This window comes from Diplocloster modestus (assembly GCF_019042245.1).
Lineage (GTDB): Bacteria > Bacillota > Clostridia > Lachnospirales > Lachnospiraceae > Diplocloster > Diplocloster modestus.
This window is the reverse complement of sequence record NZ_JAHQCX010000008.1, coordinates 13,970-40,963: the sequence shown is the minus strand read 5'-3', so window position 1 is coordinate 40,963 and position 26,994 is coordinate 13,970. Positions and strand designations below refer to the sequence as shown.

The 26,994-nt window shown below is 44.8% G+C and carries 27 protein-coding genes; 22 read left to right on the top strand and 5 right to left on the bottom strand.

Annotated features, from left to right (window positions below; translation table 11 throughout):
- The first annotated feature begins 95 nt into the window (after window positions 1–95).
- The 7 genes from KTH90_RS12820 to KTH90_RS12790 all read left to right on the top strand — a co-directional run bounded on the left by KTH90_RS12820 (window position 96) and on the right by KTH90_RS12790 (window position 8,514).
- Window positions 96–1,130 (top strand): LacI family DNA-binding transcriptional regulator, encoded by a 1,035-nt coding sequence (locus KTH90_RS12820; protein ID WP_158354197.1) that lies wholly within the window; start codon window positions 96–98, stop codon window positions 1,128–1,130.
- Between the two features lie 1,063 nt (window positions 1,131–2,193).
- The gene (locus KTH90_RS12815) at window positions 2,194–2,796 is read left to right on the top strand and encodes a plasmid recombination protein (RefSeq protein ID WP_158354198.1); all 603 of its coding nucleotides are present in this window, start codon (window positions 2,194–2,196) and stop codon (window positions 2,794–2,796) included.
- Between the two features lie 105 nt (window positions 2,797–2,901).
- A complete protein-coding gene (locus KTH90_RS12810) occupies window positions 2,902–3,204 on the top strand; it encodes a hypothetical protein (RefSeq protein ID WP_158354199.1) in 303 nt (100 codons plus the stop codon).
- Between the two features lie 221 nt (window positions 3,205–3,425).
- Window positions 3,426–4,286, top strand: a complete 861-nt coding sequence (locus KTH90_RS12805) for a DNA-methyltransferase (RefSeq protein WP_158354200.1) — start codon at window positions 3,426–3,428, stop codon at window positions 4,284–4,286.
- A 10-nt stretch (window positions 4,287–4,296) separates the two neighbouring features.
- Window positions 4,297–7,032: an Eco57I restriction-modification methylase domain-containing protein gene (locus tag KTH90_RS12800; protein ID WP_158354201.1), complete on the top strand. Its 2,736-nt coding sequence runs from the start codon at window positions 4,297–4,299 to the stop codon at window positions 7,030–7,032.
- A 23-nt stretch (window positions 7,033–7,055) separates the two neighbouring features.
- Window positions 7,056–7,937, top strand: coding sequence for a macro domain-containing protein (locus tag KTH90_RS12795; RefSeq protein WP_158354202.1), 882 nt, complete (start codon window positions 7,056–7,058; stop codon window positions 7,935–7,937).
- Between the two features lie 16 nt (window positions 7,938–7,953).
- Window positions 7,954–8,514, top strand: a complete 561-nt coding sequence (locus KTH90_RS12790) for a TIR domain-containing protein (RefSeq protein WP_158354203.1) — start codon at window positions 7,954–7,956, stop codon at window positions 8,512–8,514.
- A gap of 17 nt (window positions 8,515–8,531) precedes the next feature.
- On the opposite strand, the gene KTH90_RS12785 is transcribed toward KTH90_RS12790, so the two are convergent.
- Window positions 8,532–8,810: a DUF6061 family protein gene (locus tag KTH90_RS12785; RefSeq protein WP_158354204.1), complete on the bottom strand. Its 279-nt coding sequence runs from the start codon at window positions 8,808–8,810 to the stop codon at window positions 8,532–8,534.
- Between the two features lie 730 nt (window positions 8,811–9,540).
- Here KTH90_RS12785 and KTH90_RS12780 point away from each other — a divergent pair.
- Genes KTH90_RS12780 through KTH90_RS12750 form a run of 7 tightly spaced genes read left to right on the top strand, consistent with a single transcriptional unit; the run spans window position 9,541 to window position 16,149 of the window.
- Window positions 9,541–10,116 carry an ECF-type riboflavin transporter substrate-binding protein gene (locus tag KTH90_RS12780; RefSeq protein WP_158348812.1) on the top strand — a complete coding sequence of 192 codons (576 nt, stop codon included), beginning with the start codon at window positions 9,541–9,543 and terminating at the stop codon, window positions 10,114–10,116.
- Window positions 10,117–10,125: 9 nt separating this feature from the next.
- Window positions 10,126–11,835 carry an ABC transporter ATP-binding protein gene (locus KTH90_RS12775; protein ID WP_158354205.1) on the top strand — a complete coding sequence of 570 codons (1,710 nt, stop codon included), beginning with the start codon at window positions 10,126–10,128 and terminating at the stop codon, window positions 11,833–11,835.
- Complete coding sequence (locus KTH90_RS12770; RefSeq protein WP_158354206.1) at window positions 11,828–12,679, top strand: energy-coupling factor transporter transmembrane component T family protein; 852 nt, start codon at window positions 11,828–11,830, stop codon at window positions 12,677–12,679. Before KTH90_RS12775 ends, KTH90_RS12770 begins: the two co-directional genes overlap by 8 nt.
- Before the next feature lie 21 nt (window positions 12,680–12,700).
- Entirely contained in the window at window positions 12,701–13,543 is an 843-nt protein-coding gene (locus KTH90_RS12765) for an SAM hydrolase/SAM-dependent halogenase family protein (RefSeq protein ID WP_158354207.1), read from the top strand.
- A gap of 60 nt (window positions 13,544–13,603) precedes the next feature.
- A complete protein-coding gene (locus KTH90_RS12760; RefSeq protein ID WP_158354208.1) occupies window positions 13,604–14,452 on the top strand; it encodes an SAM hydrolase/SAM-dependent halogenase family protein in 849 nt (282 codons plus the stop codon).
- Window positions 14,453–14,476: 24 nt separating this feature from the next.
- Window positions 14,477–15,406 carry a GNAT family N-acetyltransferase gene (locus tag KTH90_RS12755; RefSeq protein ID WP_158354209.1) on the top strand — a complete coding sequence of 310 codons (930 nt, stop codon included), beginning with the start codon at window positions 14,477–14,479 and terminating at the stop codon, window positions 15,404–15,406.
- A gap of 8 nt (window positions 15,407–15,414) precedes the next feature.
- Entirely contained in the window at window positions 15,415–16,149 is a 735-nt protein-coding gene (locus tag KTH90_RS12750) for a GntR family transcriptional regulator (protein ID WP_158354210.1), read from the top strand.
- Window positions 16,150–16,295: 146 nt separating this feature from the next.
- Here the strand turns inward: KTH90_RS12750 and KTH90_RS12745 are convergent, their stop codons facing one another.
- Window positions 16,296–16,637: a sensory rhodopsin transducer gene (locus KTH90_RS12745; protein WP_158354211.1), complete on the bottom strand. Its 342-nt coding sequence runs from the start codon at window positions 16,635–16,637 to the stop codon at window positions 16,296–16,298.
- A 343-nt stretch (window positions 16,638–16,980) separates the two neighbouring features.
- Here KTH90_RS12745 and KTH90_RS12740 point away from each other — a divergent pair, with 343 nt between their 5' ends.
- The 5 genes from KTH90_RS12740 to KTH90_RS12720 all read left to right on the top strand — a co-directional run bounded on the left by KTH90_RS12740 (window position 16,981) and on the right by KTH90_RS12720 (window position 21,597).
- Window positions 16,981–18,048: a LacI family DNA-binding transcriptional regulator gene (locus KTH90_RS12740; protein WP_238726910.1), complete on the top strand. Its 1,068-nt coding sequence runs from the start codon at window positions 16,981–16,983 to the stop codon at window positions 18,046–18,048.
- An 88-nt stretch (window positions 18,049–18,136) separates the two neighbouring features.
- The gene (locus KTH90_RS12735) at window positions 18,137–19,363 is read left to right on the top strand and encodes an L-rhamnose isomerase (protein ID WP_158354213.1); all 1,227 of its coding nucleotides are present in this window, start codon (window positions 18,137–18,139) and stop codon (window positions 19,361–19,363) included.
- Window positions 19,364–19,472: 109 nt separating this feature from the next.
- Window positions 19,473–20,435, top strand: coding sequence for an aldo/keto reductase (locus KTH90_RS12730; protein WP_158354214.1), 963 nt, complete (start codon window positions 19,473–19,475; stop codon window positions 20,433–20,435).
- A gap of 74 nt (window positions 20,436–20,509) precedes the next feature.
- Window positions 20,510–21,457 carry a helix-turn-helix transcriptional regulator gene (locus tag KTH90_RS12725; protein ID WP_158354215.1) on the top strand — a complete coding sequence of 316 codons (948 nt, stop codon included), beginning with the start codon at window positions 20,510–20,512 and terminating at the stop codon, window positions 21,455–21,457.
- A complete protein-coding gene (locus KTH90_RS12720) occupies window positions 21,421–21,597 on the top strand; it encodes a DUF3795 domain-containing protein (protein ID WP_158354216.1) in 177 nt (58 codons plus the stop codon). Before KTH90_RS12725 ends, KTH90_RS12720 begins: the two co-directional genes overlap by 37 nt.
- A 55-nt stretch (window positions 21,598–21,652) precedes the next feature.
- Here the strand turns inward: KTH90_RS12720 and KTH90_RS12715 are convergent, their stop codons facing one another.
- The gene (locus tag KTH90_RS12715) at window positions 21,653–22,444 is read right to left on the bottom strand and encodes a nitroreductase family protein (protein ID WP_158354217.1); all 792 of its coding nucleotides are present in this window, start codon (window positions 22,442–22,444) and stop codon (window positions 21,653–21,655) included.
- A 348-nt stretch (window positions 22,445–22,792) separates the two neighbouring features.
- On the opposite strand from KTH90_RS12715, the gene KTH90_RS12710 reads away from it, so the two are divergent.
- The 3 genes from KTH90_RS12710 to KTH90_RS12700 are packed head-to-tail and all read left to right on the top strand — an operon-like array spanning window position 22,793 to window position 25,860.
- A complete protein-coding gene (locus KTH90_RS12710; RefSeq protein ID WP_158354218.1) occupies window positions 22,793–24,310 on the top strand; it encodes an FGGY-family carbohydrate kinase in 1,518 nt (505 codons plus the stop codon).
- 15 nt (window positions 24,311–24,325) lie between these two features.
- Window positions 24,326–25,168: an L-ribulose-5-phosphate 3-epimerase gene (locus KTH90_RS12705; protein ID WP_158354219.1), complete on the top strand. Its 843-nt coding sequence runs from the start codon at window positions 24,326–24,328 to the stop codon at window positions 25,166–25,168.
- 5 nt (window positions 25,169–25,173) lie between these two features.
- On the top strand, window positions 25,174–25,860 hold the full coding sequence (locus tag KTH90_RS12700) for an L-ribulose-5-phosphate 4-epimerase (RefSeq protein ID WP_158354220.1): 687 nt from the start codon (window positions 25,174–25,176) through the stop codon (window positions 25,858–25,860).
- A gap of 111 nt (window positions 25,861–25,971) precedes the next feature.
- Here KTH90_RS12700 and KTH90_RS12695 read toward each other — a convergent pair whose 3' ends face one another.
- Window positions 25,972–26,538, bottom strand: a complete 567-nt coding sequence (locus KTH90_RS12695; RefSeq protein WP_238726909.1) for a substrate-binding domain-containing protein — start codon at window positions 26,536–26,538, stop codon at window positions 25,972–25,974.
- Window positions 26,525–26,992, bottom strand: a complete 468-nt coding sequence (locus KTH90_RS12690) for a substrate-binding domain-containing protein (protein WP_238726908.1) — start codon at window positions 26,990–26,992, stop codon at window positions 26,525–26,527. The genes KTH90_RS12695 and KTH90_RS12690 overlap by 14 nt, the downstream gene beginning before the upstream one ends.
- Window positions 26,993–26,994 lie beyond the last annotated feature (2 nt).

The window sequence follows — 26,994 nt, the reverse complement described above, 5'->3', positions numbered from 1 at the left end:
TTGATACGGATAGTTATCCAAAAAAGAATGGGTTTGACATGCCCGGGGCAGGCGTGCTAGGATTAAGAAAATGCAGGAGTGAGGAGTTGTAGCAGATGCCGGGAATGCGCGATGTAGCCAGGGCTGCCCAAGTATCGTTATCGACCGTTTCGGCCGTGTTAAGTGACAGTGATAAGTATGTAAGTGACGAAATCCGGGAAAGAGTGATGCGGGCGGCAGCAGAGATTGGATATCAATTGCCGGAGAGAAAGAAAAAACCGGATAAAGTAATAGCGGTGGCTCTTCCCAATATTACAAGTGTCTTTTTCTCAAATTTGCTGAGTGGAATCGTGGACACTGTTACAGAAGAGGGATATACACTGATCTTCGGAAATTCAGGTTATGACTTCGAAAAAGAAAAGCAATTTATTAATATGATCCAAAGCCAGTCCCTGTGCGGAGTTATTATCGATACTGTCTGTACGGCGGAACAGGAGAGGGATTACTACGACGAGTTGAAGGAGACCTTCATCCCTAAAAGGATTCCGATCGTGTTAATGGAGCGTAAAGTTCAGGACGAGGAGATCGGCTGTGTCTACGTAGACCATCTGGACAACCAGTATACGGCTACCAGACACCTGATCGAGACCGGACACAGAAGCATCGTCCATATCGCCGGTAAACTGGATAATCCGCTGGCCCTTCTAAGGCTGGATGGCTACCGAAAAGCGCTGAAAGAGGCGGGAATCCCCTATGACAAAGAGCTTGTCCAGGAGGGGAATTTTTCTCCCAGCAGCGGCTACATGGCAATGAAACGAATCATGGACCGCCGTTCCGATTATACAGCAGTAGCGGCAGCCAACGATCAGATGGCCATCGGCGCCATTAAAGCGATCCTCTCCGTGGGGAAAAAAGTGCCTGAGGATATCGCTGTCACCGGTATCGATAATCTAAGTATCGCGTCAATGGTAGCCCCTTCCGTAACTACCATCAATGTGCCTACGTACCAGATGGGCAGAACCTCTGTTAAGCTTCTGATGGGAGCCAGGGAAGGCAGCGCCGGCAACAAAGTGGAGCTCAAATGCAATCTGGTTATCCGCAGGTCTACGGATCAATTCGCGGGCAGCGAATGGGATATGTTCGGGTGGTAAAGAGCGGGTGCTTCCGATGGTTATGGCGAACTGGGGGGGATTAAGGGCCGGGAAGAGGGGGAAAGAGCGTACCCGGGCGGCGCCAGGCGGCGAATCTCGTGGGGCCAAATCACTTCGGCCGGCCCTAAGAACGGCTAACTCCGAAGGCAGGAGAACCTCTTATTAGCAGGGCCTGGAACAAACTCGCCAAAGGGCGGCTCGGACAGTGTTCCAGGCCCTGCGAGGTTCTCCTGCCTTCTGCGTAAGCCGTTCTAAGGCCCGGCCTCAAGTGATTTGGCCCCACGAGATTTGCCGTCTGGCGCCGCCCGGGTACGCTCTTTCCCCCTCTTCCCTGCTTTACTATTGGCTTTTTTGTAGTTCTGGCTTGTTTGGGAGTTGCCTGACTTATGAAGTATGTAGTTAGCTGCATCGTGGAGAGGGGGATTCATATAACATAGAATTATTCATAACATAATTATGGATGCCGATTATGTAAAAGTTGAAGCTTTTTGGGGCTGTCGGGAAATAGAATTTGCTTACCAGATATTAATGTGAAACCTGTAACATGTTCCATATCTGGTATGACCTATTTATTTCCTGACAGCCCCAGTCTGTATCTTAACGGGACCTAACTGCTGAACAGCCTCGTTTTCACCTAAGCTGGGAAAGGGCCTGGTATCCTCCCAGTGTTCCAAACCTATTATTTCAACAGACATAAAATCGTCGATCTGCAATATCAAACACTCAGTTTAAGTGCTACACAGTTCATGTAAGTTAATTTCAGTTCTCAAAGAGATAATATTTCTCTTGTGAGAATATCAAGAAAAGCCCATTTTACAAGGGTTACAGAGGTTGTGGAAAGCCATCAGATGTGCTGGAATTTCAATGGAATGCAACACATATGCAACAAGTATGCAACAAATATATCAATGATATGTATAGGACATTTTTCAGTAAAAATACTGGGGAATGTCCTTTTCTGTTTGCCATAGCATGCGTATGGAAGCTCCAGTGGAGGTTCCCGTAGCTATATTTGATTAATCGCATCTACAAGCTCCTTAATATCAAAGTGGGTGATCAGGATATGGCAGTTGAAATAATCTTTCAATGTGGAGATAAAAAGTTTTGGGAAAAGCATACAGATAAAAAGGAAAAGATGCACTACGTTTTTTCTTATCTTCTAAATAAGTTGCAGGAGTATCTTCCGGACTTCAAAGTCGCAAATGCAGTAATTCATTTTGATGAAGCCAGTCCGCATATGCATGTAGTGGGAGTTCCAGTATGGGAAGGCGCAAAGCGTGGATTGGCAAAGAAGGTATCTAAAAGAAATGTATTTACACCTGAAACATTATCAGTGATTCTACAAGATAGGTTGCGTGAGGAAGCAGGAATGTGTTTCAGATTCAATGTGATAGAGGAACTGGCAGAGAAATCATTAGGCAGAAATCATGATCTATCTGTTGTAGAATACAAGGTTACGAAAGAAGCAGAACATTTAGAAGAGTTGAAAGAACAGGTAAAAGATTCAGACCTGGACTTATTTGCAAAGAAACTGGCATATAAGGAAGTGAGTCGAACACAGGATAAAAGGCTGAATGAGATCAAAGATGATATTCGGAGCAGGGAAATGGAGATAGAAAGTTTAGGCTATCAGACTTGCTCGATGAAGTCAAACTTGAATGAGTAAAAGAAGAATTGTTGAAGCTTGAGCAATTTAAGAAAAGCCTAGCGGATTTGAAAAAATATTCAAGCTGTAAATAGCTTTCGGGGATTGTTAAATGCAATTGGAGAAGTGCTGAAATCTTTTAAGGAACTGATTGTAGATGGAATCTGTTGGTTCCCAAGACTGATGCGTTGGCAGACAAGTAAGGGAGAAGTGGCACCGGTGTTCTCGGATTATCGGAATGAAGGGTATGAGTATAGGCTGGTGGCATATCGGAATTTGGTAACAAAGGAGCAGTACAGTGTGGAAAGTGTTCAGGAAGAGATAAAGGCGGAGAATAGGGTTGGAACTTTGGAACAGATGGATAAGTATATTTTGAATATTAAAAAAGCAATTGGCTGTTATAAAAAAGACAATAAACAAATGAGGTAGCAACTAGAGGAGTTTATAAGAAGTATTTTATAATCTCCTCTATGTTGATAAATATGAGTATATCTTTCGATTAATTGTTGGATTTACAAGTAGATTAAGAGATGAAAATGTGATAAAATTTAAATTGCTATTTTGTACACTTTTATAGAAAACAGAACTTGTGTTCGATAAAAATAGATGCTATTATATATTAGTAGATTATACAACTAAGGAGATTTGAAATGAAAAAGATTAACGATGAAACAATAGATATGAGCAATGTAATAAATCGCTTATTTGAAGGTGATTGCTTAGAATATATGCAACAAATACCAGATGGAAGTGTTGACATGATACTATGTGATTTGCCTTACGGTATGACGCAAAATCAATGGGATTGCTATATACCTATGGATGAATTGTGGAAACAATATAATCGTATTATAAAACCAAATGGTGCAATTGTTTTAACCTCAAATGGAGTTTTTACAGCAAAATTGATTTTGAGCCAGCCTAATATATATAAATATAAGTGGGTTTGGGAAAAATCAAAACCAACTAATTTCTTGAATGCTAAAAAGCAGCCGCTAAGAAAGCATGAAGATGTATGTGTTTTCTATAAGAAACAGCCTACCTATCACCCTCAAATGACACAGGGCGAACCATATGATAAAGGTATTAGAAAAAATCAATTATGTGGAAATTATGGAGATTTTGAGCCAGTTCATGTTGCAAGTGATGGCGAACGATATCCAACAGATATCATTTATGTTAAAACAGCAGAATCAGAGGGGGCTGTTTTACATCCAACACAAAAGCCAATCGAACTAGGAAGATATATGGTAAGAACATACACAAATCCTGGAGATATAGTATTGGATAATACATTTGGAAGTGGATCATTTTTAGTAGCTGCATTGATGGAAGGACGTAATTTTATTGGGATAGAAAAAAATGAAAATGTAGCTTTGTTTAAACGAGAAGAAATAGATTATATTGATGTGGCAAAGAGAAGATTGTTTCTTGCTTGGGAGGGATTAGACAAAAAAACTCGTAAATATATTAAGGAGCAAAACTTAATTTCTGAATTTAAGGAAAGGTAGAGGTGACACTATGGGGATTATTGTAAGACGTAATGAGAGAAGCTGGGCTATTGTGATAATATCAGAAATCAAAGTAATGCTTAGTGGACTTAATCTAAAAATTAAGAGTGCAGGTGGTGAAAGTACTTTGTCTGTAAATAAGACAAGTATGTTCCCAGATGTACTTTTATATGAAGATGAGGCACAGACAAAAATTCTTCAAGGATGGGAATTGAAGATGCCAGATGTCTTAATCACAGATGAAGCACTGATTGCTGATGCAACAAGAAAAGCTAAGGCATTAGGTCTTAATAGCTTTGTAATATGGAATTTTACGTACGGAAAATTATACGTGGAAAATGAGAATGGGGATTTTGAAGAGGCTAAAGTGTGGTCTGGAACTAGTCACATTACATCAAGAGAAGATGTAATGACATATAAAGCAGAGTGGCTTCCCATAATAAAAGAAATTGTAATGACTGTGAATGATTATCTGGTCAATGGAAAAATTGCAACATCATCTATTATAAATACAATATCAGAGGGTTTAATGACAGAATTAATTCAACGAAATAAAGAGTTGGTGGCTGAAAATATTACGATTGAGTCTAGTAAGAATATGCCAATGGAAAGCAGATTGAAAGTATGGTGGAATGCATTTCATGAAGAGTATGATAAAGATGAAAAGGATATGTATTCTGCATATGCAAAGTCAGTGTTATTAAATTGGACGAATCGAATTATGTTTGCAAATACAATTAAAAGGTACCACAATTGCGCATATATGATAAAAGATATTGATTACACCACATCTCCTAATGAAGGGAATATCATTATCGAACATATAGTTGAACAAGGAGATTTTTATAGTGTATTTAAACCATTAGAATTTAATGAGGTGATACCGGAAGATACGTGGATTGATATTGTTGATTATAATCAATTCTTGATTGAGAATAATATTGAAAAAATAGAGCAAGAAGATTTGCAAGATATCCTAGAAAAGACGGTGAATACTGCGAAGAGAGAAATTCGTGGACAATATGCGACGCCATATTGTTTGGCAGATATATTATGTCAGATTACAGTTCAAGACTGGAATAAGGATTGCGCTGATTTATGTGCTGGTACAGGTACAATTGCAAAGGCAATTATCAATAATAAATCAAAACGAATAAATAGTGCAGAAAAAGCTTTTATGACTACGTGGATGTCAGATAAATATGCATATCCATTACAGATTGCAAATATTGCAGTTACAGATATTCATGCATTAAATATACCGATTAATATGTTTCAAACAGATGTATTTGATGTACAGACCGGAAATAAGATTGAAGTAAAAAATCCAACAGATGGTAGTGGAATAGAAAAAAGCATTCCAAAGTTTGGAGCTATTGTATCAAACCTTCCTTTTGTTGAGTACAACAAGGTGGCGGCTGATGAACAGGCATATATTGCCCAGTACAGAGAAAAAATAATAAATAATACTGGAATTGAATTTACACTTGGTAAAACAGATCTGTATAATTACTTGCCATTTAAGTTATATGAGTTATTAGAAAAGGACGGAAAACTCGGAATTATTATTTCGAACTCTTGGTTAGGAACGGACATTGGAAAGAAGTTTTTTGATGCATTGCAATATTATTATCTTATTGAGTCAGTGGTTATAAGCAATTGTAAGAGATGGTTTAATAATGCCGACGTTATTGGAACATTGCTTATTTTAAAGAAAAAGGTAATCAGTGTACCAGATAAAACAAAGAAGATCAGTTTCTGGCTGACTAATAAAGATATACATTCAATTGAGGATAAAGATAAAGAAATATTAATAAATAGTGTTGTTCTTCATGAAATCATTGATGAATCAGTGGCATTAATGAAAGAGTATTCAATTAGTGATATTGATAATATTACACAATATGGAATTTCATTGAATGCATTATTTCACAATATTTCGTGGATTGAAAAAATAAAGGGATTTATTGAACCAATTACAAATGAATTGAACATGATTAGAGGGGAACGAACAGGTCAAAATGATGTTTTCTACATAAAGGGAGAAACATCAATAGCGGACAAATTTTTGTATCCTATGTTAAAATCGTCAAGAAATGTTAAAAAGTTTACTGCCTCTGCAAATATGATGGCGTTTTGCTGTGATAAGTCAATTGAACAGCTAAAGGAAGACGGAGAAGAAGGAACATTAAAATGGATTCGTAAATTTTCAGATGAGAATTATGATCCGATTCCAAAGAGTATTAATTATTCGCCATGGTATCAAATGCCATCATCTAATAGAGCAGATTTAGTTACTTCAGAGAATCCAGACAGAAGACTTTTTATTGCGGAATTAGAAGAAAGCGTAATTGTTGATCAAAGATTGATAGCTATGAAGTATAAAGAATCTGTAGGAGATAAGGAACTTGTTTTTGCTTTGCTAAATTCGATATATGGAATGTTTGCAATCGAAGCAAATGGATTCGGTAGAGGGCAAGGTGTTCTAGATATAAGTAAAACGGGATTTCAAAAAATAAGTATGATTAATCCTAATTTGATTTCAAAAGAAGATGCTGCTGAGATAATTGTATTATTTTCAAAAATTAAGAATCGTAATGTTATGGAACTTCAGGTTGAATTGGAGGATAAAGATAGACAGGCATTTGATAAAAAAGTGCTTCAAGCAATTGGTCATGAAGAAGTATATGATCTTATTAAGGAATCATTACTTTCCATGCAACATACAAGACATTGCGTAAAATAAAATATGTGTTTGGAGAAAAACAAATGAAGAAAATATTAGCGAACATATCCTACATATTAGTGACATCAATAAAATATACGGGTGCGATATTTGCAATTATAGGTTTTATAGGGTTATTTGCTCCATTGACAGATTGTTTCAGCATGCAGGATGGAATGATTAAAAAAATAATTTGGAGTTGTATGGTTTTAGTAGGTATATGGATACTGGTACTTCTAGCAACGGTGGGCTTTGTATTATTAAAAAAGAAATATAAATTGCTTGATGTGAATGATGGTCATGCTGTTTTTGTTCAATATGGCGATATATTTTCACCAAATGAAATTCCGAGTACAGATAAAAGAAGGAATATCGTTATTCCCGTTAACAGATGTTTTGATACTATAGTGGATGATGATTTAATATCTTCAAATACGCTTCATGGAAAATGTATGAGACAATTATATAATGAGAATTTATTTACAACTGAATCTTTGAATAATAAAATTCAAAGTTGGCTTGCTAATACAGAAAATTCATTCGAATATATTGAAAGAAGTCTAAAAAGATCGGGTAATTTGAAAAGATATGATGTTGGTAGTGTTGCGGAAATCAAAGATAATGATATAAATTTTTTCTTATTAGCATTAACAACATTTGATAAAGAATTGCATGCACATACATCGGATGAAGAATATGTTTTAGCAATAATAAAAATGATTATATACAGCAATAAACGCTCACAAGGCTTTCCACTATTGGTGCCATTAATTGGAGCAGGAGCCGCAGACACAAAGAAGCAAGAAAGGGACATTTTGGAATTTTTAGTAAAACTAATTAAAATGAATAGAAATCTTATAAACTGTGATGTACATATTATTGTAAGGAATACAGCTAAAAACAGAGTGGCAATAACAAATTTATAGAAGAGGTGACAAAATAATGGCTTATAGAAATGGTACATATATAGCATTTGATGGACAGGGGACAACAGATCCAACTAAAAGTGATATGAAATATTATGGCTTGTTACAAAGGTGGAATTCAAGTAAAAGATATGAATTGAACTTTAGTGATAGTCATAAGAAAACATATCAGGTTATGGATTCAAGTAGCAAGAAAACATTAGAAAATAGATTAATGGAAAGAATGAAAAATTCAAAGAATATGCTTTTAATATTATCTGATGAAACTAACTATAATAGAGGAATGCTAAATTTTGAAATAGAAAAAGCAGTTGATTATTATAAAATCCCCATAATAGTTGCATATACCGGATATGATTATATTTTAAATGCTTCGCAACTATCAAGTAGATGGCCTAAAGCTCTTGAAGAACGAATAAAAAATAAAACAGCATGTGCAATTCATGTGGCATTTAAAGAAAAATCTATTATGGAGGCTATAAATCAATTTTCAGTAAATAGTACAGGGGATAATGTATTGGATGGACCACTTTATACATATAACGAAAGTGCATATGAAAAATGGGGGTACAAATAAAGATTATCGGAATTGCACTAAGAAATATATGTGAAAAAATAAAAATGTAGATTGCCATTATGGCCCCAATCCTCATCCAAAGCATCCGCCCAAACCTGTAACTCACCATCCAATGCCATAGCTGCATAAGTAATTGGCTCTTCAATCGCTAGATTGTCAATCAACCTTTGTGAATTGGGCGTAGTGTGTAAACCTTTCTCTGCTTCAGCGCAGGATAAAAAGAGCAGAGTGTTATCGGCAAAGGCGATGTCAATGCCATTCTTGAACTGGTTGTAGTAAGCAAAATGTATTTTCATAATGTGATCCCTTTCTTGATTTGATTAGCAATTATGTTTACAGGAGTAAGTGGTATTTTCCATTATGGAAACAACCGCAGGGAGTGTTGTCGGCAGTCGTGGACAGCCCTAGGCAGTCCACCATATATAACAGGTATGCAACAATGTTTTCATTAAACCCTGTATTTCTGGGCTTTTCGAGATATCAACGATACCACACAGCCCATCTTAGTCGCGTCAGACTAAATAAGATGTCACACAATCTATCAGAACATAGTAAAAGGGCTTTTTATAAAGCAGGGCTGAGCGGGAAGGGGGTGCCTGTGGGAGCCGGGGAGCAAAACTCGCGGGGCCAAATCACTTGAGGCCGGGCCTTAGAACGGCTTACGCAGAAGGCGGGAGAACCTCGCAGGGCCTGGAACACTGTCCGAGCCGTTCTTTGGCGAGTTTGTTCCAGACCCTGCCAATAAGAGGTTCTCCCGCCTTCGGAGTTAGCCGTTCTTAGGTCCGGCCGAAGTGATTTGGCCCCGCGAGTTTTGCTCCCCGGCTCCCACAGGCACCCCCTTCCCGCTCAGCCCGCCCCTAAGTCAACAAATCCCCCTCACATAAACCTTAGCTATAATCACCAACATCCCGGCTCGAAAGATGTAGAATTTCATAAAATCCGTTGACAAAAAATGCCTCGTCTCTTATAATAAAGGCAACTTATTAAACATGTTCAACAACTTAAAGAAAGTGAGAGGGCAATGCAATGAAGAAAGGAATTGGAAAAGCAATTGTAGGTGAGTGGAGCACTAAGACGATCGTCACGATGGCAGTGGGAGCCGCCTTGTACGGCGTGCTGATGATGTATGGGTCGATCCCCATATTTTCACAGACGAATCTGTCAACGGCCATGATTGTACCGGTAGTCGTAGGAGGAATGTATGGCGCGCTTCCGTGCAGCCTGACCCTGCTGATCGGTAACATCATCGCGGATCTGATCGGCGGTAACGGCATGTGGTTCGACTGGTCCATCGGAAACGCGGTTCTGGGATTTTTCGTAGGCCTGCTTCCGGTCTATGGCGCTTACATAACAGAAGGTATCTTCAAAGTAAAACATGCGGTGATCTACGCGATTTTATGTATCATTGGAAATGTGATCGCATTTGGTCTGATTACCCCCATTTTTACTTATCTGTTCTACGGCGGCGAGTTAAAAGTTACCTTTATTATGGCTGGATTTGCTACAGTTGGTAACATTGCAGTACTGTTGATTGTAGGTATTCCCGTATTGTTCCTGCTGTCAAAGAGATATGCATCCAGATCAAATCTGAGAGAAGAATAGGATAAGAAAATGAAAAAGGCTTTGATCGAATTTAAAGACTTCACTTTCCAGTACAAGGTGCAGTCAAAACCGACTCTTCATGATATCAACCTGACTATTTATGAAGGCGAGAAAGTTCTGATCCTGGGACCCAGCGGAAGCGGAAAGTCCACACTTTCCAACTGCATCAACGGGTTGATTCCTTTTTCAGAAAAAGGAACGATACAGGGATCTCTGAAAGTAGACGGAATAGAGACGAAAGAGGCCAGTATATTTAAACTGAGCAAAGTAGTCGGAACGGTGCTCCAGGATTCGGATGCCCAGTTTGTGGGGCTGTCCGTGGGCGAAGACATCGCGTTTGCGTTGGAAAATGAAAATATGCCCCGTTCCGAAATGATACCGAAAGTAGAAGCCACTGCCCAAATCGTCGGTATGGAAGAGTTTCTGGAGCATCTTCCCTATTCGCTGTCCGGCGGACAGAAGCAGAAGGTGGCTTTGGCCGGAGTCATGCACGACAAGGTAAAAATACTGATCTTTGATGAGCCGTTAGCGGCCCTGGACCCCCATATGGGCATGGTAGCGGTGGATCTGATCGACCGGATCTGCAGAGATCAGAACAAGACGGCGATTATCATTGAACACCGGCTGGAAGATGTACTGTACCGGCCGGTAGACAGGATCATCCTGATGGCGGAAGGCCGTATAGTGGCCGATATGTCGCCGGAGGAGCTGCTTCGGTCGGAACTGCTGGATCAGTACGGAATCCGGGAACCGCTGTACCTGACTGCGATGAAATACGCAGGCTGTAATCTGCAGAATCAGGAAGGAATCTCAGATCTGGCACAGATGAAGCTGACACAGGAAAACAGAGACAAACTGGAGGAATTCTTCCGCCGGCAGACAGATGAATATACGCCTGAGCTTGGAGAACCGGTCATTGAAGTGGAGAATGTAGACTTCGCCTATGACAAGGATGTCGTAGTGAAAAATGTCAACTGCTCGATCAGAAGAGGTGAAAAGCTGGCGCTGATCGGGAAAAACGGCGCCGGCAAGACGACGCTGGCCCGTCTGGTCTGCGGGATCAACCGGCCGACGAAAGGGCAGATCAAGATCCGCGGAAACGACTATATGGCCCTGTCTATTAAAGAGATCGGTGAGTTTATCGGTTATGTCATGCAGAATCCGAACCAGATGCTGGTGAAGGATATTATCCATGACGAGGTGGACATGGCGCTGAAGCTGCGGGGCTATCCGCAGGAAGACGTGGAAGCCAGGACAAAACGCGCTTTGGAAATGTGCGACCTGTATTCCATGAGGAACTGGCCGGTCAGCTCTGTAAGCTACGGCCAGAGGAAAAGGATCACCATCGCCACGGTTATGGCGCTGGAACCGGATGTGATTATTCTGGACGAGCCCACGGCCGGACAGGATTACAGGCATTACGTTGAGATTATAGAATTTATCAATCAGCTTAACACAGAGTACGGAAAGACGATCATTCTGATCACCCACGACATGCATCTCGCCATCGAAAATACCGATCGTGCGATTGTGTTTGCAGATGGTGAAATCATCGCCGATGATCACGTGTTCCGGGTACTTTCAGATGATGATGTGATCACCCGTGCCAGCTTAAAGCAGACTTCCCTCTATACGCTGGCCTGTATGCTGGGTGTTTCACCGGAAGAATTTATTTCCCATTTTATTTCCTATGAGAGGATGGTGAAGGCCGGTGAATAATAAATTTATCATTAATTTTCAGCCCGGAGACACGGTATTACATAAGCTGACAGGTGCCACGAAGGTGCGTCTGTTCGTAGTGCTGACCGTATATCTGATTATGTCCTGGGATCTGCGGCTGATCCTTCCGGTGGCGGTCGCAGGGGTGGTAGGCTTGTTTTCCCTGAAGCCAAACTGGAAACCGATCAAGTTCATGTTTGCGTTTATCGTCATATTGAACTTGTTCAACCTGTTCTTGTTTTACATCGCTGACCCGGATATTGGGACCAAGTTCTGCGCTTCCAAAACCGTGTTGGCACAGTTTACCGATTATTTCTATGTAAGTGGAGAGACACTGTGGTATCTGTTTACCAGATTTATAAAAATCATAGCTTCCTTTATGGTTTCCATCGTGTTTATCCTTTCCATAACCCCATCGGAATTCGCTGCAGGTTTATATTCCATTAAAGTCCCATATAAGATCTGTACGGTTGTGGAACTGGCTTATCGCTGTATCCCTGATATTGTGAGGGATTACCAGAATATTTCCACAAGTATGCAGGCCAGAGGCGTTGAGATGGATAAAAAGAAAACAAAGCTGTTTACCAGACTGAAACAGGCGGTGTTAATCATTGTCCCCCTTTTATTTTCATCGTTTGATAAAGTAGGTAATATAGCCAACGCCATGGACTTAAGGGGTTATGGAAAGTTAAAAAAGAGATCTTATTATGCGGAGCATGAGATGACAAAGGCGGATAAAGTATTCAAAGTGGTTTATATCATCGGAATACTGATCTGTATCGCCTATATTGCCTATAAGATGTTCGCTCCAAATTATCTGCAACTGTGGTATCCATTTGTCTAATAAAAAGGAGGTTTTCGTATCATGAAACCAGCAATTGTCATGCAGACAGATTTTACAGCTGATACCAGCGCTGTCTGTACTATGTATGGAGTCTGCCAGATGGTGGATCCGGAACTGCGCCTGTTTAACAACAACCACGCAATTCCCAGTTTTGATACTTTTGCGGCATCGATTAACCTGGACTATGTGGTGGATTTTTGGCCGGCAGGCACCGTGTTTGTATCTGTGGTTGACCCAGGAGTCGGAACCTCCAGAAAAGCCAGCGTCGCCAAACTGAAAAACGGCCAGTATGTGGTATCCCCGGATAACGGTTCGCTCACCCATATGGCGAAAAAAGTGGGAATCGAAGAAATCCGTGAGATCGATGAAACCGTGAACCGCTGGCAGCCCACCAAGGCCTGCAGCATCTTCCACGGGCGGGACTTGTTCGCTTACTGCGCAGCCAAGCTGGCTTCCGGTGTTATCACTTTTGAGCAGGTGGGACCGGCTTATCCGGTTGAGGATGTGGTGCTGCTGCCGATCGTAGAACCGGAAGTGAAAGAAGATGGGACTGTGTGCGGAATGATTCAGGCAGCAGGAGAACATTTCGGACTGGTATCCTCCAATATCCCATATGATATGCTGGAGAATACAGGAATTACCTACGGCGATACGGTCGAGGTGGCGATCCATCACGACGGTGAAGAGAAATATCATGATAAAGTAAAATATTTTAAATCCTTCGGCTATGTCTCAGAAGGCGAACCGGTCGTTATGACCAGCGAATCCCTTACGGTTCAGATTGCGCTGAACCTGAGAAATTTCGTCAAAGTATATGGAATCGGACAGGGCCCTGAGTGGAAGATCTCTTTCCGCAAGTGTTAGGGAACGGTTGAACAAAAACAAGTTCTATATGTGCAAAAAAATGCGCAGATGGAGGAAACTATGAGTAAATCTTTTGTTGTGTTACAGACCGACTTCGGCCTGAACTGGGGAGCGGTGGCTTCCATGTACGGTGTGTGCAAGCAGGTGGATCCGGATCTTGAGATCTACGACCTTTCCCATACCATTGAACAGTTTAACACCATGGCGGCTTCATCCTGCCTGCAGTATACGGTTAAATACTGGCCGAAAGGCACGGTTTTCGTATCCGTCGTGGACCCCGGTGTCGGAACGGCCCGAAAAGCCTGCGTAGCGAAAACTTCCAACGGATACTATATCGTCACTCCCGATAACGGGACCCTGACTCATGTCAAAGCCATGTATGGAATCGATGAGATCCGCGAGATCGACGAGTCGGTCAACCGGTACCCGGGATCTGAGAAAGTGAATATTTTCCATGGACGGGATCTGTTTGCCTACTGCGGGGCCAGACTGGCTGCGGGAGTTATTTCCTTTGAGGAGGTGGGGCCGGCTTATCCGCTTTCAGATATCATCGTTCAGGAACTTTCCTATGGAGAGACCGGAGAGGGATATGCCGAGGGACAAGTCGACGAGGCTCTGGAGAAATTCGGAAATATCAGTACAAATATCCTGATTGAAGATTTTGAAAAAACAGGTATCGTTCAGGGTGACATGGTTCGTATTCAGATCAAAAACGAGGATCAGGTGGTGTATGATGAGCCTGTGCTCTACCACCGGTCCTTCGGATTCGCTGAAATCGGAGATCCGGTTCTGTTTAACGGCCTGGCTTCCTTTGTTGCACTGGGTCTGAATCAGAGAAGCTTTGCACAAAAATATCAGATCAAAGGCGGGAAAGGCTGGACGATCCGGATTGATAAGATCCGCCAGTAGTTGTTCATACAGGGGCTGTTACATTTGATAGAGATTCGACTGCGCAGCCTGCCGTTTAAGGCGGGCCGCGTAATCGTCATCTATTCCGCCTGTGGCGTGCTGTTCAGCGGCATCTGGCTTTTGGCTGCAGCGGTATATTTTGTGACAGTCCCTTTTTCTATGGGAGGAATCGTAATGCTTAAAAAGTGTGGAAGCGAAGATAAGGGGATCCTGACCGGTTATCTGAGTCAGGAAAAGGAATACAATACGTTTTTGCTGGCTGATGTAAATACCTATGGGTTTGATACAGATTGCCAGGATGTTTGGATGGAATGGGAAGAGGGCAGATGTACCGGGGTGTTTTTGAGATTTTATACCAATCTTCTGGTTTATACGCAGGAGAGAGAACTAAACGCCGGCAGCCTTGATTTTATTTTGAAAAATTATGAGATTATTGTTATAATGGGAAAAAGCAGTCTGCTTGCCCCAATGGAAGCAAAACTGGAAAAAGAATACCGCTGCTGTCAGAAGCAGTTATATAGATTGGGAAGCCGGGAGCTGTTAAAGACAGAATTCCGGGAGGTATCGCAGGCAGGCGGGGCGGACGTGGATGATGTCTTTGCATTCCTCGGCAGTATACAGGAGATCAGCGGATTATACACTTCGAAGGATATGATCCGGGACCGGATCGCCAATAACGATGGAATCCATCTGATTATCCGCAAGGATGGGAGAATCATAGCCCACGGCAACAGTACAACCGGGTCAGAGCATACGATCATGATCGGCGGAGTGGCCACGGAGCCTGCGTATCGCAGGCAAGGATATGCTTCCTGTGTGGTATCCGCCCTGTGTGCGCACATTTTAGCTCAGGGAAAGACACCCTGCCTGTTCACGGGAGAAGGGGCAGATGCGCTGTTTACCGGGCTCGGCTTTGAGAAGCTGGGCGGATGGACAACGCTGGAAAGGATCTAAGGTTATAAATGGATAATAATAACATTAAGACACTGGGGAACAGCAGAATACCCTCCTACGTGCCGATCTATGACATGCTGTACTCGGATATCATCAACGGTGTGTACGAGTCCGGTTCGCAGCTGCCGGGAGAGGCTGTCCTGGCCGAAAAATACGGAGTCAGCCGTAATACGCTAAGGCAGGCCCTGACGGTTCTGGTAGAGGACGGTTTGATTACCAAAATGCAGGGCAAAGGAACTTTTATCACCTACGACAAGGACAAGACCAGCACAATGGAAGCCATGTTCAATCCGATGATCACCTGCTGCAAAAATAAGGTGGAGGATGTGGATACCTACTACAACTTCGGCCCGGCTACGGAAGTCGGTCAGCGCAAACTGGGGCTTCGGCCCAGTGAGATCGTTCTCGCCAGCAACAATGTCTATTATGCCAAACAAAAACCGGTGGGCCATTCCTTTATGCAGATTCCGGTAAAATATATCGATGAGCTGAATGTGGATCTGAATCAGGAAGAAGAAGTCAGAGAGCTGATCAACAAACGGATTTTTGAGATGGCGGCTTCGGTCCAGATGTCCATCAAACTGGTGTACGCCGAAGAAAATGTCACGTCCTTTTTGAAGATCCCTAATGAGTCACCGATTATATTTATAGAAGAGATTCTTTATAACAAAGAAAACGCCGCGATTGTTCGGTGTAAGTTTTATTTTATCCCGGAGGAATATGATATTGTGTTCCGGGATTGAGTGGTATAAAGGGGGAGCCGGGAGCAGAGGGCTTGCACTGGTATCCGCTAAGTGAAATCGGAAAGCCGGGTTCAGGAACCGAACCCGGCTTTCCGATTTCACTTAGCGGATACCAGAGCCCTATGCGCTCCCAGGGAGACACAAATCTAGATAATCGCGGTTGCGATGGCCATTTCTGGCTGTGAAGTATCCACCCGTGTGTACTGGATCGTGATATTTTTCTCACATTCCACAACCGCCGCATAAGGAGTGTCCTGGGGAACCGGGATGCCATCGGCATTCCTCATTTGATCCATCCGTATATGGAGGGTCCGTTCTGCGCCAACTTCCACGCTATAGCCCGGAAGCTTGTCGCGATCCTCAAAATAGAGGGTGATGTCAACCTTCACCGGAGTGTCGTTGGTGTTCAGGATGCAGACAGCCTCATGGCTGACGAAGACGCCATTGCTTTTGGAATGCCAGAAACAGTCAGGTATGTACCATTTCATCTTTAAATACCTCCTATGATTGCAGAACTATATTGTTTAGTTCTGCCTTTTTTATGTTAATTCTAGTATAGCGATGCGGGAAAACGTTGTCAAGATAATTTGCATGGGTATCTAAGGTGGATTTGAGTTAAAATGATTTGATTTATAGAGAATATGTATAATAAAACTAAATATTATAGGCCTATAATACAATATATTCCTAAAAACTATGTATTGACATTATATAAAACCGATGATAAAATTAGGAAAACAGGAAAACGTTTTCCGGTATTTGAGAGTGGTCGAAGAAGAATATCTGAGAGTGAAAGCAGAGATAAAGCAGAGAGATAGTGGGGGAACAGACATGGCAAATATTAAGGATGTGGCCCGGCAGGCAGGCGTCAGTATCTCGACGGTATCCCGGGTAATCAATGATTCCAAAAGCGTCAGCCCATCGCTGCGGGTGATGGTAGAGAAAGCCATCGACGACCTTAATTATTCTACCAACAGTATCGCGCGGGGGCTTAAGAGTTCTCAGACGAATAATATCGCGGTGATCTTAACCTCCGTATCCAGGACCTTTTTTTCCGGAGTGCTGGAGGGGATTAATAAAGAGGCGGATCAGGAGAAATACTCGATCTTCATATCAGAGACCCACGACAGCATCGAACGGGAGATTAAGCTGGTCCGGTCCTGCGCATCACAGTGGGTGGACGGCATCATTCTGGCTTCCAGTGCCTATGGCAATGACATGAAGACGAGAAAGTATATAGAATCCCTGAGTAAACTGGAGAAAAAGGGGAGCTGGATACCGGTGGTGACTCTGGAGTATCCCTGTTCGAATCCCGGAGTGGATGCGGTGGTCGTGGATCACAAGAAGTCCGCATTCCGGGCGGTGGATTATCTGATTCGTGAGGTGGGAAAGAAGAGCATTGTTCATATTTCCCTTCCCTTCGAGCATTATATGGGACAGCAGCGAATCGCCGGATACCGGGAAGCTCTGGAGCAGAATGGCCTTCTTTTCACAGAGGATAATGTGCTGGAAGGGGATTATACCAGTTATTGCGGTTATACCCTTACCAGGGACCTGGTTCGAAGAGGACACCCATTTGATGCGGTTTTCTGCGCCAATGATCAGATGGCGGTCGGTGTCCTGCAGGCGCTTAGCGAGCTGGAGATCCAGGTGCCGGAGCAGGTGGCGGTGATGGGAAATGATGATATTTTTGCCGCGTCCATCGTGAAACCGTCGCTGACATCGATCCATGTGCCCCGGTTTGAAATGGGAGCCGCGGCTATGAAGCATATGCTGGAGCTGATCCGGGAGGGAGAACCGCCCGTGAAACGCAAAATTATAACCCTGGATACCGAAATTGTGGAACGGGAATCCACGAAACGCGGGATAAAGAACAGCCTCAAATATTTGGACTGGTAGAGATATCAGAGGTTAAGGAGAGGGAACACCCTGTGGGTATACCGAATACATCCTTTGAGAAGGACGACAAAAGAAAGGAGAAAAGGAAATGAAACGAGTGGAAGAAAATTATCAGATGGCAAAAGAGCTGTATGCGCAAATGGGAGTGGATACGGACCAGGTGCTGAAAACCTTAAGTGAGGTGCCCATTAGTGTGCATTGCTGGCAGATCGACGATCTGACCGGGTTCGAGAATCCCAACGCAGTATTGAGCGGAGGGATCGCTGCGATCGGAAACGCCCCCGGCAAGCCCGAGAGCAAAGAGGAGTTTATCAAGCAGCTGGATCAGGCTCTGGATCTGATCCCTGGAAATACAAAGCTTGCACTGCACGCAGTATATCTGGACAATCAGGGCAAGAAAGTGGATCGGGATGAAATTCAGCCGGAGCATTTTGCTGGCTGGGTGGATTATGCGAAAAAGAGAGGGATTGGCCTGGACTTTAACCCGACTTATTTTTCCCATCCGATGTCGGATTCCGGATTTACCCTGGCCAGCAGTGACGAAGGGGTGAGAAGCTTCTGGATCGAGCACGGGAAACGCTGCAGGAAGATCGGGGAGTATTTTGGCAGAGAGCTGGGCCAGACCTGTATCACGAACCATTGGATCGGTGACGGCTACAAGGATCACACCATCGACAAGGTAGCGCCCAGGATGCGCCTGAAGGATTCCCTGGATCAGATTTTTGCGGAGCCTATTGACTGGAGATACAATATTGACAGTGTGGAAAGTAAGCTGTTCGGACTGGGCAGCGAGGCGTATGTTCCGGGTTCCCATGAATTTTATACGAACTATGTGATGACGCAGAAGAACTGTATCCTCTGCATGGATGCGGGACACTTCCATCCGACGGAAACCGTATCGGCAAAGATCTCTTCTTATCTGGTGTTTGGCCAGGAACTGATGCTGCATGTGAGCCGGCCGGTGAGATGGGACAGTGATCACGTGGTAATGCTGGATGATGAGACAAAAGCGATCATGCAGGAAATCGTCCGGTATCAGGCGCTGGATAAAGTACATATTGGTCTGGACTTTTTCGATGCCAGCATTAACCGTGTGGCGGCAACCGTCATCGGAGCCAGAAATGCGAGAAAAGCGCTGCTGTACGCGCTGTTAGAGCCGTCCGAAGAGCTGATCCGGGTGGAGCGGGAAGGCAACCTGACCAGAAGGCTGGCTCTCAGTGAGGAGATGAAGACCATGCCGGCAGGACTCGTATGGGATATGTTCTGCGAGCGGGAAGGCGTACCCGGAGTACAGTGGCTGGATATCACGAAATAATGTGCTGGAAAGCCGGAATATTTACTGACAAATAAGGTTGGAGGAAAAGGTTGAACATCATGTTCATCTATAATTATATGCGCGGGAAAACGCGCGGATGGAGGAAAATATGCATAATAAAATAGTAATACCTCAGACAGAATTGTCCCTGTGCCCCATCGGCCTGGGCACCGTAGGTGCCGGCCTTGACTGGGACGGAACGGACGCGGATCTTATTTTCAACACGTATATGGAGCTGGGCGGAAACCTGATCGATTCCGCGCACGTATATTCCGACTGGGTTAAGCCGGAGGTTGCCAGAAGTGAGAGAGTGGTTGGAGACTGGCTTCTAAGAAGCGGGAAGAGGCATGACATCGTGCTGATCACCAAAGGCGGTCATCCCGACATGACGGTTGAGACGCCCGACCTTCACAACAGCCGGATGAAGAAGTCCGATATGGAGAAAGATCTGAACGAATCCCTAAAACAGTTGAGAACCGACTATATCGACTTGTATTTCTATCACCGGGACGACACTGCGCAGCCGGTGGAAGATCTGATCGAGGTCATGCAGGGGTTTGTGAAGGAAGGAAAGATCCGCTATTATGGGTGCTCCAACTGGTCAGCCGCTAGAATGGCCGAAGCGGATGCTTACTGTAAGGAAAAAGGATACCGTGGTTTTGTGGCGAACCAGGCGCTTCTGAATATTGGCTCCAAATACATGAATCCTCTGGATGATGATACCATGTGCGCGATCGATGACGCTATGTATGAGTACCACAGGAAAACCCCGGAAAATCTGGCTATGCCTTATATGGGTGTTTGCAGCGGATTCTTCCATTTGTACGTGGCCAAAGGCGAAGATGCGGTGAAGAACAGCCCATATTATACACCGGGTAACCTGGAAGTGGCGAAGAAAGTGAAAGCCCTCATGGAAAAATATGAGGCCAGCGTGTCTCAGGTGGTTCTCGGTTACTTCTATCAGCAGGACTTTGCGTGCCTGCCGCTGTATGGCCCGCAGAATGTGGAACAGTTGAAGGATGCGATGGGTACGCTGGATGTTGCGTTTAGCAAAGAGGACTATGCGCTGTAAGTTGCCCCGGAATGGGAAGATGGCAGCCATGTCAGGTTCCTGGGGTATAATGGATATCAGGTGGTGATATTTCATTGAAAATAGACCGGTTAATTGGTATAATCACGGTTCTGCTGCAAAAGGATAAGATAACCGCGCCCCAGTTGGCGGAACGTTTTGAGGTGTCAAGACGAACCATTAACAGAGATATTGAGGATCTGTGTAAAGCCGGCATCCCGCTGGTTACCACGCAGGGATACGGCGGCGGTATTTCCATCGCGGAAGGCTATAAATTAGATAAGACGTTATTTACACAGGAAGAAATACAAACGATTCTCGCGGGATTAAAGGGAATAGACAGTGTATCGAAAACTTCGTATCTGACCAAACTGGCTGAGAAGCTATCTGGCAGGGAACACCGGATCGCCTCGGATGATATGATTCTTATTGACCTGGCGTCCCATTACCAGGGGCCTCTCACACAAAAAATAGATACGATGAAACAAGCGATCCGGGGACATCATTTGATTTCTTTCCGATATTTCTATGAAAAGGGGGAACAGCAGCGGACTATAGAGCCCTATCATTTGGTTTTCCAATGGTCGTCCTGGTATGTCTTTGGCTATTGCCTGAAAAGGCAGGCGTACCGGCTGTTCAAATTAAACCGGTTATGGGATCTGGAACTGGAGCCGGAACAGTTTGCGGTAAGAGAGGTCCCAAAAGAAGAGCTGGATTTTAAAGACTTTTATAAGGCGGATCCCATCCGCCTGAAGGCTGTATTCGAAAACGAGGAAAAACACCGCTTAATTGAGGAATACGGGATTGACTGTTATACGGTTGATGAAAATAACAGGCTGTTATTCGAGTGGGATTTTGTAAGCTACGACAATATGCGGGAATGGATTTTTAGTTTTGGTGACAGGGTAAGGGTTCTCGAACCCGAGGAATTATACGAGGACAGAAAGAGGCAGGCCGGACATATTCTTGAGATGGAAAGAGGACGCATATGGAGAAACCGTTTTGGGGAGAGAGCTGCCCGGTGAAATCCAGCTGTGAGGAGCGGGGGAAGGAGCACTGCGGCCAATGTCCGGAATTCCCATGCGAGCTGCTGAAGCAGTTTGCTTATGATGAGCAGCAGGGCGATGACGGAATACGGATTGAGCAATGCAGAGGCTGGCTGTAGGGTAATGAAAACGGGCAGATTCTTGGCAGATGACGCAGCCTTGTATCCACTGCCCTTATTTCCATATGACGTTGGCAGGTTTCCTCGGCGCGGTGCGGGCATATGTGACATTGGGATAGCCCAACAGCATACAGGCTTTGATCGTCTTGCCTTCAATGCCAAGCCAGGCCTTCAGAACTTTGTTGTCATCGGCGATCCGGGCCAGGTATCCATTGTAGAGCATTCCCAGTCCCTGGGAGACGGCCATCAGTTCCATGTTTTGAGCAGCCAGCCCGGCGTCCAGTTTCCAGTCGGAAGTGATGAAGATGACGATGGGCGCGTTGCGGAACAGATAGTCATCTGCCGGGTCAGATTTTCGCCGACGGTTAAAGGCGACATACGGCAGCAGATCCCGCGAAATTTCACTGGACTTGGCAGGCGTGATTTGGTCGATATAGCCCCAGACCATGGTTTTCAGCTGGTTCAGATCCTTTTGCACAAACAGGAAATGGCAATCCTGATTATTTTTGGATGTGGCCGTGTATCGCCCAGCCTGCAGGATCTGTTCCAGTTTTTCCTGTTCTACTGGTATCTGCCGGTAATCACGGATACTGCGTCGGAATTTGATCGTATGTAGAACAGCCCTGGGATCGAGATGAAACGTTTCCTTATTATAAAGTTCCACTTCATCCATGTCATATTCGGGAATGCTGACGGCATCACACGGACAGACAGCGACACAGTGCCCACATAAGATACATTCTCCTGCGGCATGCGCTTTTTTATTTTTTATTTCAATTATCTGTGCGATACAGTCCTTTGCACATTTTCCACAGCCGATACATTTTGATGCGTCTATTACTACCATCTTTTTACCTCCAGTCATGGGCATTGGAATCATTTCTTGCGAATACCCTATTTTTTCGTTCCTATTATATCACGATTGCAGGAGATTTACTATCGAATCCCATGACTCTCGTGGCGGCATACACAATGGTACATTGCAGATAGTATAAAGGCTGAAGAGAAAAAGACTCCCTTCACCCCGTGACAAACAAGCAATTTTGCAGCTCGTAAACTGAGAAAATGATCAGAATTGTGATCAGGCGGAAAAGTTGTTTTTTGGTATTGGAAGATTTCTTAAGGAATGGTATAATAGTAGGCGGTTGGAAAAACGTTTTCCAATCGCTTATTAAATGAAAAGGAGTTGTGAAGCATGAGATATTTGATGGGTATTGACAACGGAGGAACCTTCTCCAAAGCTGCCATATTTGACGAAGATGGAAAACAGATTTCCGTGGCCAGCGTTCCCACGATCACGATCACGCCGAAGCCCGGATATACGGAGAGAGATATGGAAGAGCTTTGGGAAGTTAACGCTCAGGCGATTCGCAATGCTATCGAGAAGAGCGGGCTGGACCCGAAGGAGATCGCGGGTGTCTCCCTGACCGGACACGGCAAAGGACTTTATATGGTAGACGAAAACGGGAAACCGTCTTATAATGGTATTGTTTCTACGGATTCCAGAGCCTGGAAGTATATTGAGAAGTGGTCCCAGGACGGAACCAAGGAGAAAGTATTTGAAAAGTCTATCCAGGACATCCTGGCCTGTCAGCCTGTCAGCCTGCTGGCATGGTTTAAGGATCATCACCCGGAAGTGCTTCAGAAGACCAAATACATATTTGCAGTGAAGGATTATATCCGTTTCATGCTGACCGGGGAGGCTTATGCGGAATATACCGATTTCTCCGGAGCTAATCTTGTGAATCTGCATACGCTTGCTTATGATAAGGAACTGTTGGGATACTTCGGACTGGAAGAGATCTATGACAAACTTCCGCCTCTTCGCTATGCGGCGGATGTCTGCGGTACAGTTACGAAGGAAGTCAGTGAAAAGACCCTGCTTCCGGAGGGAATTCCCGTTGCTGCCGGAATGTTCGATGTGAATGCCTGCGGTATCGCTTCCGCACTTTCCGATGAGGACCAGATGTGCATGATCGCCGGCACCTGGAGCATCAATGAGTTTATCGCCAAAGAGCCGGTTACGAACGGTACGGTGTCTTTGAATTCCATGTTCTGTATCCCAGGATATTTCCTGGTGGAGGAGAGCAGCCCCACGTCTGCCGGCAATATGGAATGGTTCATCCGCAACCTGATGTCCTATGAGAAGGCGGAGGCGAAGGAAAATGGCGGGTCGGTCTATGATATAACCAACGAATGGGTGGCTTCTATCGAGCCTCAGGACAATAATGTGATCTTCCTGCCGTTCCTGAATGGTTCTAATGAAGATCCCATAGCCAAGGGAACCTTTATCGGGCTGAGCGCTTATCATTCCAAGAAACATATGCTGCGGGCAGTCTATGAGGGAATCGTATTTTCCCATCTGACCCATGTAAGGAAGCTGCTGCGCAACCGTGAAGTACCCAAGTCGATCCGGCTGGCCGGCGGTGCCGCCAATTCCGACGTGTGGGTGCAGATCTTTGCGGACGCCCTTCAGATCCCTGTGGATGTGATCGAGGATAAGGAGCTGGGCGCACAGGGATGTGCCATGGCAGCCGGGATCGCGGCCGGTATCTATAAGGATTACCCGGAAGCGATCGCCCGCACGGTGAATATCACGAAGACCGTGCAGCCGCGGCCTGAATACAAGGCGATCTATGAGGAGAAGTACGCGAATTACCGGAAGGTAATCGAAAGCTTGAGCGGAGCATGGAAATGCTTCGAAAACGATTAATATGGAGGAACCGAATTGAAAGCATATACGTTAGGACTTTACGAAAAATCCATGCCAGGTACCCTGACCTGGAAAGAAAAGCTTCTGGAGGCCAGGGAAGCTGGGTTTGATTTTGTGGAAATCAGCATTGACGAGACCGACGAAAAACTGGACCGGCTGAACTGGACAAAAGAGGAGCGGCTGGAGCTGGTGAAGATCATGTACGAAGTCGGTGTTCCGATCCGCACGATGTGCTTGAGCGGCCATCGCAAATACCCCATCGGCAGTAATGATGAGGCTGTCTGCCGCCGGGGGATGGAGATCATGGAGAAGGCCATTGAGCTTTCTGAGGACTTAGGAATCCGGATCATACAGCTGGCCGGCTATGATGTGTATTATGAAGAATCCACTCCGGAATCCGTGGAGCGTTTTGGAAAAAATCTGGAGATCGCTGCGATGATGGCGGCGCGGGCCGGCGTTACCCTGGGATTCGAGACCATGGAGACCGAGTTTATGAACACGGTGGAGAAGGCTATGCATTATGTGAAACTGGTCAACAGCACCTATCTGAACGTTTATCCGGACGCCGGAAATATCACCAATGCCGCGGTTATGTACGATACCGACGTGCTGGATGATTTGAGGACCGGTGAAGGACATCTGGTAGCCATGCACTTAAAAGAGACGGTTCCCGGCAAGTTTCGGGAGATTCCCTTTGGAACCGGACATGTGGATTTTGAGAGTATGGTGCATGAGGCATGGAAGCTGGGAATCCGCAAGTTTGTGACTGAGTTCTGGTACACAGGCAGCGATGCCTGGAGAGAAGATCTGAAGTTCGCTCATGATATGATGAGTGCAATTATAGAAAAGGAGAGATAAGAGATATGTTAGAAGCGTTAAAAAAACAGGTATTTGAACAAAATATGGAACTGCCGAAGAGAGGGCTGGTTACCTATACATGGGGCAATGTCAGTGGATTTGACAAGGAAACCGGTTATTTCGTCATCAAACCCAGCGGCATTGATTACGACGTGCTGAAGTGGGAAGATATGGTGGTTATGGATCTTGACGGCAATAAAATCGAGGGTAAATACAAACCTTCTTCCGATACACCCACCCATATTGAGCTGTATAAGGCTTTCAAAGTAGGCGGCGTGGTTCATACGCATTCACCCTGGGCTACATCCTGGGCACAGGCCGGACGCAGCATTCCCTGCTACGGAACCACCCATGCGGATTATTTCTACGGCCCGGTTCCCTGCGCCAGAAGCTTAACGGCAGAGGAGATCAGCGAAGCCTATGAGAAAAACACCGGCCTGGTGATCGTGGAAACCTTCAAAGACCTGAACCCGGAATATGTACAGGCTGTGCTCTGCACAAACCACGGTACCTTTACCTGGGGCAAAGATGCGGATGAGGCGGTTCATAACGCAGTGGTCCTGGAGGAAGTGGCGAAAATGGCCTGCCGTACTGAGATGATCAAACCGGATGTAAAACCCGCTCCCGATGTGATCAAAGAGAAACATTTCATGAGAAAACATGGGGCTAATGCTTATTACGGGCAGATCTGAGCATTTGAGGATTTCCGCCGCTGCGCGCCCCGGAGGGATTTTTCATTCAATAGGAGTACTTTCCTATTGAAAAACAGGCGATCCATAACCGGATCGCCTGTTTAATTGGGACTAAGGCTCCATGAACTGATCTACATTTTCACTTGTGATTAATTGGAAGGGGACAGAATATTCTTTTTCAACGGATTCGCCATTTACAATCTTGACGGCAACGTCTACGGAAACCTGAGCCTGCCCCTGCGCATCCTGCAGAATAGTGGCATCCATCCGGCCGTCTTTTACTGCCTGCAAAGCATCGGGGATAGCATCCACACCGATGATAAGCGGATCCCTTTCGGAGGATTCGGCTGCCTGCAAAGCGCCCATAGCCATATCATCATTCTCGCATAGGATCGCATCAATCTGAGGGTATTTGCCTAACCAGTCCTCTGTGATGGACATTGCTTTCGCCCTGGACCATTCCGCGGACAATTCTGACAGCAGTTCATATCCATCCTTAGCAAGGATGGTATTTTCCAGGCCTTCCCTGCGGTAGAGCTGCCCGCTTTCGCCCATTAGCCCTTCCAGCAAAACCAGGTTACCGCTGCCGCCGAGCTTTTCATCTACATAGTTGCCCATAATTTCACCGGCTTCTACGTCGTTGGAGCCTACGAAGGACAGATAGTCATCGGGTGGCATTGTTTACTTCGATAACAGGAATGTTGGCAGCGGCGCACAGATCCAGCACCTGGGAAGAACCATCTGCGTCCTGGGGATTCAGTATGATAATATCCACCTGTTTGGCAATCAGGTCCTCTGCCTGGGAGATCTGTTTTGCGACATCGGCCTGGCCGTCCATTAGGGATATTTTGACGTTTGGATAAGTCTCGGCGGCGTAGTTTTCGATGGCTGTGCCCAGCTTATTGGAATAAGTATCGGACATGGTTTTCATCAGCACGCCAATGGTAATCTCATCCCCGGTACTGTTCGAAAGGGCAGCCGTTTCAACAGGCTTCGACTGTGGCTGCCCGGTGGCTGCCGAACTGCCGGCCTCCGGCGCGGCGGAGGCCGATTCCTCTTTGACCTGGCAGCCTGTCATACCGATTACCAGAACGGTTGTAAGTAATAATGCCACTAATCTTTTTGCTTTCATCT